The sequence below is a fragment of the Pseudomonas sp. WS 5146 genome, assembly GCF_012985495.1.
Taxonomy (GTDB): domain Bacteria; phylum Pseudomonadota; class Gammaproteobacteria; order Pseudomonadales; family Pseudomonadaceae; genus Aquipseudomonas; species Aquipseudomonas edaphica.
Window position 1 is genome coordinate 1 of the sequence record NZ_JAAQWL010000023.1, and the last position, 2845, is coordinate 2845.

1 rRNA gene is annotated in these 2845 nt (G+C 51.7%); it reads left to right on the plus strand.

Features of this window, described 5'->3' with window-relative positions:
- Positions 1–65: 65 nt before the first annotated feature.
- Positions 66–2845: ribosomal RNA gene (locus HBO41_RS29300) — 23S ribosomal RNA — on the plus strand; the annotation flags it as partial.

Consider the following 2845-nt stretch of genomic DNA (forward strand, 5'->3'; position numbering starts at 1 on the left):
TTGAGAAATTCGAATTTTCGGCGAATGTTGTCTTCACAGTATAACCAGATTGCTTGGGGTTATATGGTCAAGTGAAGAAGCGCATACGGTGGATGCCTTGGCAGTCAGAGGCGATGAAAGACGTGGTAGCCTGCGAAAAGCTTCGGGGAGTCGGCAAACAGACTTTGATCCGGAGATGTCTGAATGGGGGAACCCAGCCATCATAAGATGGTTATCTTACGCTGAATACATAGGCGTAAGAGGCGAACCAGGGGAACTGAAACATCTAAGTACCCTGAGGAAAAGAAATCAACCGAGATTCCCTTAGTAGTGGCGAGCGAACGGGGACTAGCCCTTAAGTGGCTTTGAGATTAGCGGAACGCTCTGGAAAGTGCGGCCATAGTGGGTGATAGCCCTGTACGCGAAAATCTCTTAGTCATGAAATCGAGTAGGACGGAGCACGAGAAACTTTGTCTGAATATGGGGGGACCATCCTCCAAGGCTAAATACTACTGACTGACCGATAGTGAACTAGTACCGTGAGGGAAAGGCGAAAAGAACCCCGGAGAGGGGAGTGAAATAGATCCTGAAACCGTATGCGTACAAGCAGTGGGAGCCCACTTTGTTGGGTGACTGCGTACCTTTTGTATAATGGGTCAGCGACTTATTTTCAGTGGCGAGCTTAACCGAATAGGGGAGGCGTAGCGAAAGCGAGTCTTAATAGGGCGTCTAGTCGCTGGGAATAGACCCGAAACCGGGCGATCTATCCATGGGCAGGTTGAAGGTTGGGTAACACTAACTGGAGGACCGAACCGACTACCGTTGAAAAGTTAGCGGATGACCTGTGGATCGGAGTGAAAGGCTAATCAAGCTCGGAGATAGCTGGTTCTCCTCGAAAGCTATTTAGGTAGCGCCTCATGTATCACTGTAGGGGGTAGAGCACTGTTTCGGCTAGGGGGTCATCCCGACTTACCAAACCGATGCAAACTCCGAATACCTACAAGTGCCGAGCATGGGAGACACACGGCGGGTGCTAACGTCCGTCGTGAAAAGGGAAACAACCCAGACCGTCAGCTAAGGTCCCAAAGTTATGGTTAAGTGGGAAACGATGTGGGAAGGCTTAGACAGCTAGGAGGTTGGCTTAGAAGCAGCCACCCTTTAAAGAAAGCGTAATAGCTCACTAGTCGAGTCGGCCTGCGCGGAAGATGTAACGGGGCTCAAACCATACACCGAAGCTACGGGTATCACGTAAGTGATGCGGTAGAGGAGCGTTCTGTAAGCCTGTGAAGGTGAGTTGAGAAGCTTGCTGGAGGTATCAGAAGTGCGAATGCTGACATGAGTAACGACAATGGGTGTGAAAAACACCCACGCCGAAAGACCAAGGTTTCCTGCGCAACGTTAATCGACGCAGGGTTAGTCGGTCCCTAAGGCGAGGCTGAAAAGCGTAGTCGATGGAAAACAGGTTAATATTCCTGTACTTCTGGTTATTGCGATGGAGGGACGGAGAAGGCTAGGCCAGCTTGGCGTTGGTTGTCCAAGTTTAAGGTGGTAGGCTGGAATCTTAGGTAAATCCGGGATTCTAAGGCCGAGAGCTGATGACGAGCTAACTTTTAGTTAGCGAAGTGGTTGATGCCATGCTTCCAAGAAAAGCTTCTAAGCTTCAGGTAACCAGGAACCGTACCCCAAACCGACACAGGTGGTTGGGTAGAGAATACCAAGGCGCTTGAGAGAACTCGGGTGAAGGAACTAGGCAAAATGGCACCGTAACTTCGGGAGAAGGTGCGCCGGTGAGGGTGAAGGACTTGCTCCGTAAGCTCATGCCGGTCGAAGATACCAGGCCGCTGCGACTGTTTATTAAAAACACAGCACTCTGCAAACACGAAAGTGGACGTATAGGGTGTGACGCCTGCCCGGTGCCGGAAGGTTAATTGATGGGGTTAGCTAACGCGAAGCTCTTGATCGAAGCCCCGGTAAACGGCGGCCGTAACTATAACGGTCCTAAGGTAGCGAAATTCCTTGTCGGGTAAGTTCCGACCTGCACGAATGGCGTAACGATGGCGGCGCTGTCTCCACCCGAGACTCAGTGAAATTGAAATCGCTGTGAAGATGCAGTGTATCCGCGGCTAGACGGAAAGACCCCGTGAACCTTTACTATAGCTTTGCACTGGACTTTGAATTTGCTTGTGTAGGATAGGTGGGAGGCTTTGAAGCGTGGACGCCAGTCTGCGTGGAGCCAACCTTGAAATACCACCCTGGCAACTTTGAGGTTCTAACTCAGGTCCGTTATCCGGATCGAGGACAGTGTATGGTGGGTAGTTTGACTGGGGCGGTCTCCTCCTAAAGAGTAACGGAGGAGTACGAAGGTGCGCTCAGACCGGTCGGAAATCGGTCGTAGAGTATAAAGGCAAAAGCGCGCTTGACTGCGAGACAGACACGTCGAGCAGGTACGAAAGTAGGTCTTAGTGATCCGGTGGTTCTGTATGGAAGGGCCATCGCTCAACGGATAAAAGGTACTCCGGGGATAACAGGCTGATACCGCCCAAGAGTTCATATCGACGGCGGTGTTTGGCACCTCGATGTCGGCTCATCACATCCTGGGGCTGAAGCCGGTCCCAAGGGTATGGCTGTTCGCCATTTAAAGTGGTACGCGAGCTGGGTTTAGAACGTCGTGAGACAGTTCGGTCCCTATCTGCCGTGGACGTTTGAGATTTGAGAGGGGCTGCTCCTAGTACGAGAGGACCGGAGTGGACGAACCTCTGGTGTTCCGGTTGTCACGCCAGTGGCATTGCCGGGTAGCTATGTTCGGAATAGATAACCGCTGAAAGCATCTAAGCGGGAAACTAGCCTCAAGATGAGATCTCACTGG